General features: G+C 59.5%; 6 protein-coding genes. All 6 read right to left on the bottom strand.

Features of this window, described 5'->3' with window-relative positions; genetic code table 11:
* Positions 1–61 precede the first annotated feature (61 nt).
* Complete coding sequence (rpsA, locus tag YA0848_RS03745) at positions 62–1747, bottom strand: 30S ribosomal protein S1 (protein WP_034096538.1); 1686 nt, start codon at positions 1745–1747, stop codon at positions 62–64.
* A 119-nt stretch (positions 1748–1866) separates the two neighbouring features.
* On the bottom strand, positions 1867–2556 hold the full coding sequence (cmk, locus tag YA0848_RS03740) for a (d)CMP kinase (protein ID WP_034096537.1): 690 nt from the start codon (positions 2554–2556) through the stop codon (positions 1867–1869).
* Positions 2553–4763, bottom strand: a complete 2211-nt coding sequence (locus YA0848_RS03735; RefSeq protein WP_232925028.1) for a bifunctional prephenate dehydrogenase/3-phosphoshikimate 1-carboxyvinyltransferase — start codon at positions 4761–4763, stop codon at positions 2553–2555. Before YA0848_RS03735 ends, cmk begins: the two co-directional genes overlap by 4 nt.
* 28 nt (positions 4764–4791) lie before the next feature.
* Positions 4792–5904, bottom strand: coding sequence for a histidinol-phosphate transaminase (gene hisC, locus YA0848_RS03730; protein WP_034112500.1), 1113 nt, complete (start codon positions 5902–5904; stop codon positions 4792–4794).
* Positions 5905–5913: 9 nt separating this feature from the next.
* Positions 5914–7008, bottom strand: a complete 1095-nt coding sequence (gene pheA, locus YA0848_RS03725; RefSeq protein ID WP_034096534.1) for a prephenate dehydratase — start codon at positions 7006–7008, stop codon at positions 5914–5916.
* Positions 7008–8093, bottom strand: a complete 1086-nt coding sequence (gene serC, locus YA0848_RS03720; protein ID WP_034096533.1) for a 3-phosphoserine/phosphohydroxythreonine transaminase — start codon at positions 8091–8093, stop codon at positions 7008–7010. Before serC ends, pheA begins: the two co-directional genes overlap by 1 nt.
* Between the last annotated feature and the right edge of the window lie 85 nt (positions 8094–8178).

Below are 8178 nucleotides of genomic sequence, written 5' to 3'. Positions count from 1 at the left end.
GCTGGGCGCACACAAAAAAGGGCGACCGAAGTCGCCCTTTTCCTACAGCTTTTTACAGAACTTAGTTCTGCTTAGCCATTGCTTCGCGCAGCAGGGAGGCCATGGTGGTCTCGCCTTGTGCAGCTTCTGGAGCCGATTTCAGGCTCTGGATAGCTTCTTTCTCTTCCACTTCGTCTTTCGACTTGATGGAGAGTTGGATTACGCGGCTCTTGCGGTCAACGCTGATGATCTTGGCTTCTACTTCCTGGCCTTCTTTCAGAACGTTACGAGCGTCTTCAACGCGGTCACGGCTGATTTCGGAGGCTTTCAGAGTCGCTTCGATATCGTCGGCCAGAGTGATGATGGCGCCTTTAGCGTCAACTTCTTTCACAGTGCCCTTAACGATTGCGCCTTTGTCGTTCTCTTGAACGTACTCGGAGAACGGATCGCTTTCCAGTTGCTTGATACCCAGGGAGATGCGCTCGCGCTCTGGGTCAACCGACAGGATAACGGTGTCCAGCTCGTCGCCCTTCTTGAAACGACGAACAGCTTCTTCGCCCACTTCGTTCCAGGAGATGTCGGACAGGTGAACCAGGCCGTCGATGCCGCCGTCCAGACCAATGAAGATACCGAAATCGGTGATCGACTTGATGGTGCCGGAGATTTTATCGCCCTTGTTGAACTGGCCAGAGAAATCTTCCCATGGGTTAGATTTGCACTGCTTGATACCCAGGGAGATACGACGACGCTCTTCGTCGATGTCCAGAACCATAACTTCCACTTCGTCGCCGACTTGTACGACTTTCGAAGGGTGGATGTTTTTGTTGGTCCAGTCCATTTCGGAAACGTGCACCAGGCCTTCCACGCCTTCTTCCAGCTCAGCGAAGCAGCCGTAGTCGGTCAGGTTGGTAACACGCGCGGTCACGCGAGTGCCTTCTGGGTAACGTGCTTTGATAGCAACCCATGGATCTTCGCCCAGCTGCTTCAAGCCCAGGGAAACGCGGTTGCGCTCACGATCGTACTTCAGAACCTTGACATCGATCTCGTCGCCAACATTGACGATTTCGGAAGGATGCTTGATACGCTTCCAAGCCATGTCGGTAATGTGCAGCAGGCCATCGACGCCACCCAGATCGACGAATGCGCCGTAATCGGTGAGGTTTTTGACGATACCTTTGACTTGTTGGCCTTCCTGCAGGGATTCCAGCAGAGCTTCACGCTCGGCGGAGTTCTCTGCTTCCAGGACGCTGCGACGGGAAACGACAACGTTGTTGCGCTTCTGGTCGAGCTTGATGACCTTGAATTCGAGTTCTTTGCCTTCCAGGTGCGTGGTGTCGCGCACTGGACGAACGTCGACCAAAGAACCTGGCAGGAACGCACGGATGCCGTTAACGTCGACAGTGAAGCCGCCTTTAACCTTACCGTTGATAACGCCCTTGACCACTTCTTCAGCTGCGAAGGCTGCTTCGAGAACAATCCAGCATTCAGCGCGCTTGGCTTTTTCACGGGACAGCTTGGTTTCACCGAAACCGTCTTCAACCGAGTCCAGAGCAACGTGAACTTCGTCACCGACATTGATTGTCAGATCACCAGCATCGTTGTAGAACTGTTCCAGCGGGATCAGAGCTTCAGACTTCAGACCAGCGTGAACGGTTACCCAGCGAGCTTGGTAATCGATATCAACGATAACACCGGTGATGATGGAGCCTGCCTGAAGGTTCAGGGTTTTTAGGCTTTCTTCAAAGAGTTCCGCAAAGCTTTCGCTCATTTTAATTCCTGTTGATAAGGGCGAAGAATACGCCCATCTCCACACCCCAGACGGTGTGGGTCAGTTTCAATTAAAAGAAGCACCGCAGGACTATGACTGGTCCCCTGCAGCCTTCTTGGTCACCCGGCGATATCGCGAATGGCGATCTCGCTCATGATGCGTTCCAGCACCTGCTCGATGGACAACTCCGTGGAATCCAGCTGTATGGCATCGGCCGCCGGTTTGAGCGGGGCTACTGCGCGCTGGGTATCACGCTCATCGCGTGCACGGATCTCATCTAGCAGACTCGACAGACTAACACCATCGACTTTGCCCTTCAACTGCAAGTAGCGGCGGCGCGCCCGCTCTTCGGCGCTGGCCGTCAGAAAAATCTTCAGCGGCGCCTCGGGAAATACCACAGTGCCCATATCGCGCCCATCGGCGACCAGGCCCGGGGGCTCCTGAAACGCCCGCTGGCGCTGCAGCAGTGCATCCCGTACGGCCGGCAACGCCGCCACTTGGGACGCTCCGGAGCCGACATCTTCAGTGCGAATGGCATCACTGACTTCGTCGCCCTCCAGAATGATGCGCTGCAGTTGACCGTCTGTCGCGGCAATGAATTGCACATCCAGATGAGCTGCAAGCTGGGTCAGCAACGCCTCATTGGTCAGGTCGACCCCGTGGTTACGCGCGGCGAATGCCAGCAAGCGATACAGCGCGCCGGAATCCAGCAGGCCCCAGCCAAGGCGCTTTGCCAGGATGCCGGCGATCGTGCCTTTACCCGAACCGCTTGGCCCATCGATGGTTATCACCGGTGCTTTGATATTCACAATTGAGCCTCTTGGGCAACACGGATGCCGACTTGGGCACACAGTGTAAGAAAATTCGGAAAAGACGTAGCAACATTGGCGCAGTCATGGATATGAATCGGCGCAGCCGCCCGCAACCCAGCCACACTAAAGGCCATGGCAATACGATGGTCCCCATGGGCATGAACCTCACCCCCCGCCATCGGGCCGCCGTCAATGATAAGCCCATCAGGGGTGGCTTCACACTTCACGCCCAGCGCCAACAGACCGTCGGCCATGACCTGGATACGATCGGACTCCTTGACCCGCAACTCTTGCGCGCCGCGTAAAACGGTTCGCCCTTCAGCGCACGCCGCCGCGATAAACAACACGGGAAACTCATCGATCGCCAACGGCACCAGGGCCTCGGGGATTTCAATACCCGTCAGCGCAGCCGCACGCACCCGCAGGTCGGCTACTGGCTCGCCACCCACTTCACGGGGATTTTCCAGCGTGATATCCGCGCCCATCAGCCGCAGTATATCGATCACGCCGGTGCGTGTCGGGTTGATGCCAACATGCTCCAGCACCAGTTCGGAACCCTCGGCAATCGAGGCAGCCACCATAAAGAACGCCGCCGACGAGATATCTCCCGGTACTTCAATATGGGTCGCCTTGAGCGCATGGCCGGATTCAACCGATGCCGTCGCCCCGTCCACCGCCACGGGATAACCAAAGCCGCGCAACATACGCTCGGTATGATCACGGGTTGGCGCCGGTTCAGTGACCGCGGTCTTGCCATTGGCATACAGACCGGCCAGCAGCAGGCAGGATTTAACCTGGGCGCTGGCCATCGGCAGCGTGTAGGTCAAACCCTTCAGGGACTGGCCACCGCGAATGGTCAACGGTGGTTGCCCTTGCGGGCCGGTTTCGATCTGCGCGCCCATTTCACGCAGCGGCTCGGCCACGCGGTTCATCGGGCGATTGGACAGGGAAGCGTCGCCAGTCAATACGCTGTCGAAGCTTTGCGCAGCCAGCAACCCGCAGAGCAAGCGCATGGATGTGCCGGAATTACCCAGATAAATCGGACCCGGCGCAGGTTTCAGACCGTGCAGCCCCACCCCATGGATGCTCACGCGACCATGGTGCGGACCTTCGATCACCACCCCCATGTCGCGAAACGCCTGCAAGGTCGCCAGGGCATCTTCGCCTTCAAGAAAGCCTTCGATTTCGGTCACGCCGTCGGCCAATGAGCCCAGCATGATGGAGCGATGGGAGATCGACTTATCCCCGGGCACCCGGATACGCCCACTGAGGCGGCCACCTGGATTGGCGAGAAAGGTCAACGCATCGGCGTTCACAGCGGTTTCCATATAGGCCCGGCGAGCCAGGATCTTGCTGAAATGTTCACGCGCCACCCGCGCACGGGTGAACACGCCCAATAATTGATGGCCATCCCCGGCGTCGACCGCATCGCGCAAAGCGTCGAGATCGCTGCGGAAGGTGTCCAGGGTGCGCAACACCGCCTCGCGATTGGCCAGGAAGATGTCGTGCCACATCACCGGGTCGCTGCCGGCAATCCGCGTGAAATCGCGAAAACCACCGGCGGCGTAACGGAAAATCTCAAGGTTCTCGTTGCGCTTGGCCAGCGAGTCCACCAGGCCAAAGGCGAGCAAATGCGGCAAATGGCTGGTCGCCGCCAGCACTTCATCGTGCCGCTCGACCTGCATATGCTCCACATCCGCCCCTAGCTCGCGCCACAGACGATCCACTACCGCCAACGCCGCTGGATCCGTTTGCTCAAGCGGCGTCAGGATGACCTTATGCCGGCGGAACAACTGCGCATTCGACGCCTCCACCCCGCTCTGCTCGGAGCCGGCAATCGGATGCCCAGGCACGAAGCGCGCGGGCATGCCGCTGAAAGCCTGTTGCGCTGCACGCACCACATTGCCCTTGGCACTGCCGACATCGGTCAGAATCGCTTGCCCCAGGTCCATCTGGGCCAGCACTGCAAGCAGCTTTTCCATGGCCAGGATGGGCACGGCGAGCTGGATCACGTCAGCACCTTTACACGCGAGCGCCAGGTCGGCTTCACAGCGATCCACCACGCCCAACTCAACGGCCAGTTGGCGCGATTGCGGGTCCAGGTCGACGCCCACTACTTCACCGCACAGCCCGCTTTCACGCAGGCCCTTGGCGAAGGAACCGCCGATCAAGCCCAGACCCACTACCACCAGGCGACCGATCATAGGCACAGCAGGTTGCAATGCAGTGACATCAACCACGGGCCAGAACCTTGGCCAACGCCTCCAGGAAGCGACTGTTTTCAGCCGGCAGGCCGATGGTGATACGCAGGTGGTTCGGCATGCCGTAGTTGGCCACCGGGCGCACGATCACACCTTCGCGCAGCAACCCTTGAAATATCGGCGCAGCCACTTGGCCCAGATCGACACAGATAAAGTTGCCCTTGGACGGAATCCAGCCCAGGCCCAATGCGCGGAAGCCATCCTGCAACTGCTGCATACCGCTTTCATTGAGGCGACGACTTTCTTCCAGGTAGTCGACATCCTTCACCGCCGCACAGGCCGCCGCCAGGGCGAGGCTGTTGACGTTGAACGGCTGGCGCACGCGGTTCAGCACATCGGCGACCACCGCGCTCGACAGGCCATAGCCCACCCGCAGCGATGCCAGGCCATAGGCCTTGGAAAACGTGCGCGACACCAGCAGGTTCGGATACGCCGCGAGGAAATCCAGGCCGTCCGGCAGGTCGCTGCCTTCGGCGTACTCGATATAGGCTTCGTCCAGCACCACCAGCACATGCTCCGGCACGTCCTGCAGGAAGTCGTTCAAGGCTTCGGCACCGAACCAGGTGCCGGTGGGGTTGTTCGGGTTGGCGATGAACACCACGCGGGTCTGCGCGTCGATGGCCGCCAGCATGGCTGGCAGGTCATGCCCCCACTCCTTGGCTGGAATCACCCGCGCTTCGGCACCGACGGCCTGAGTCACGATCGGGTAGACCGCGAACGCGTGCTCGCTGAACACCGCATTCAGGCCCGGGGCGAGATAAGCACGACCTACCAGCTCAAGAATGTCGTTGGAGCCGTTGCCCAGGGTCACCTGGTTCAGTTCCACACGACATTGCTCCGCCAACAAGGACTTGAGTGCGAAGCCATTGCCATCCGGATAACGGGTCAGCTCCGCCAGCTCTTCACGAATCGCCGCCAACACCTTGGGGCTTGGGCCCAACGGGTTCTCGTTACTGGCCAGCTTGACGATGTTGGCCGGATCCAGGTTCAACTCGCGCGCCAGCTCGTCCACCGGCTTGCCCGGAACGTAAGGCGACAGTTGTTGCACGCCCGGCTGAGCCAGGGCGAGGAAGTTGCCACTCATGTTAACGCCTCACAAAACCGCTTTCGGGTAGGAGCCCAGCACCTTGAGTGCCACGGCCTCCTGACTGATCTTCTCGAGCACGCCTTTGACCAGCGGGTCGCGGTGATGGCCGACGAAATCGATAAAGAACACGTAGGTCCATTTACCGCTGCGCGAAGGCCGAGTCTCGATGCGCGTCAGATCGATCCCATTGTCATGGAACGGCACCAGCAGCTCATGCAGGGCGCCGGGCTTGTTGCTCATGGAAACGATGATCGAAGTCTTGTCGTCGCCGGTCGGCGGCACTTCCTGATTGCCGATCATCAAAAAGCGCGTGGAGTTGTCCGGGCGGTCTTCGATTTTTTCCGCCAGGCGCGTCAGGCCATACAGGCCCGCGGCCATATCCCCGGCGATCGCCGCCGAATTCCATTCGCCCTTGACCCGCTTGGCCGCTTCGGCGTTGCTGGACACCGCCACGCGCTCGACATTCGGGTAGTGAGCATCCAGCCATTTGCGGCATTGAGCCAGAGACTGAGCGTGGGAATAAATGCGGCTAATACTGTCGGTCTTGGTGTTCTCGCCCACCAACAAGTGGTGGTGGATACGCAGCTCCACTTCGCCACAGATCACCATGTCGTGTTCAAGGAAGCTGTCGAGGGTGTGGTTGACCGCGCCTTCGGTGGAGTTTTCCACCGGCACCACGCCAAAATTCACCGCACCGGCCGCCACTTCGCGGAACACTTCGTCGATCGCCGCCATTGGTTTGCTGATCACCGCGTGGCCGAAGTGCTTCATGGCCGCCGCTTGGGTGAAAGTGCCCTCAGGACCGAGGTACGCCACTTTCAGCGGCTGCTCCAGGGCCAGGCACGACGACATGATTTCACGGAACAACCGCGCCATCTCTTCGTTACCCAACGGGCCCTTGTTGCGCTCCATTACACGCTTGAGCACTTGGGCTTCGCGCTCAGGGCGGTAGAACACCGGCACTTCGCCTTCGGCCAGGGACGCCATCTTCACTCGCGCCACTTCCTGGGCGCATCGCGCGCGCTCGCTGATCAGCTCCAGGACTTTCTCGTCCAGGCTGTCAATGCGAACGCGCAGGGCCTTGAGTTCTTGTTCAGACATTAGCCGTGTTCCTTTTCGAACTCTGCCATGTAGGCCACCAGCGCGTTGATCGCGTTGATGTCGACAGCGTTGTAGATGGAGGCGCGCATGCCACCTACCGAACGGTGGCCTTTGAGGTTGAGCAGACCGCGTTCGTCGGCACCGGCCAGGAACGGCTTGTCCAGACGATCATCGGCCAGGCGGAACGGTACGTTCATCCACGAGCGATCCGTTTTGTTGATCGGGTTGCTGTAGAGGCCGCTGGCGTCGATGAAGTCGTACAGGGTGCGCTTCTTCACTTCGTTAAGCTTGCCCATGGCAGCCACACCGCCCTGCTCCTTGAGCCACTCAAACACCAGGCCCGACAGGTACCAGGCGAACGCCGGCGGCGTGTTGTACATCGAGCCGTTATCGGCCGCGACCTTGTAGTTGAGCATGGTCGGGCACAGCGAACGGGCGCGGCCCAGCAGGTCTTCGCGGATGATGTTGACCAGGATGCCGCTCGGGCCGATGTTCTTCTGTGCGCCAGCGTAGATCATGCCGTATTTGGACACATCGATCGGGCGCGAGAGGATGTCCGAGGACATGTCGCACACCAACGGGACGTCACCGACTTCCGGCACCCAGTCGAACTCCAGGCCCCCGATGGTTTCGTTCTGTACGTAGTGCACGTAGGCCGCGTCCTTCGACAGCTTCCACTCGTTCTGACCGGGAATCGCGAAATAATCGTAAGGCTTGGCGGTGCCCGCCACATTGACGTGGCCGTAGCGCGAGGCCTCCTCAATGGCTTTCTGCCCCCAGATACCGGTGTCGATGTAGTCCGCAGTGCCGTCTTCCGGCAGCAGATTCAGCGGGATCTGGGCGAATTGCTGACTGGCGCCGCCTTGCAGGAACAACACTTTGTAATTGGATGGGATGTCCAGCAAGTCGCGCAGGTCCTGCTCGGCCTTGGTGGCAATGGACACGAACTCATCGCTGCGATGGCTCATTTCCATCACGGAGAGGCCTTTTCCATGCCAGTCGAGGAGTTCACCCTGCGCGCGCTGCAGGACTGCTTCAGGAAGCGCCGCGGGACCGGCACAGAAGTTATAGGCTCTCTTGCTCACATCCAATCTCACTCTGATCTGGTGGGGCTGCAATCATGTTCGGTAACAACCTTTATCTGGAGCGCCCCCTTGTGGGAGCTGGCTT

The sequence above is a fragment of the Pseudomonas sp. S4_EA_1b genome, from assembly GCF_016307435.1.
GTDB lineage: Bacteria > Pseudomonadota > Gammaproteobacteria > Pseudomonadales > Pseudomonadaceae > Aquipseudomonas > Aquipseudomonas rhodesiae.
Note: the sequence above shows the minus strand (reverse complement) of the source record. Positions and strands in the feature narration are given on the sequence as shown.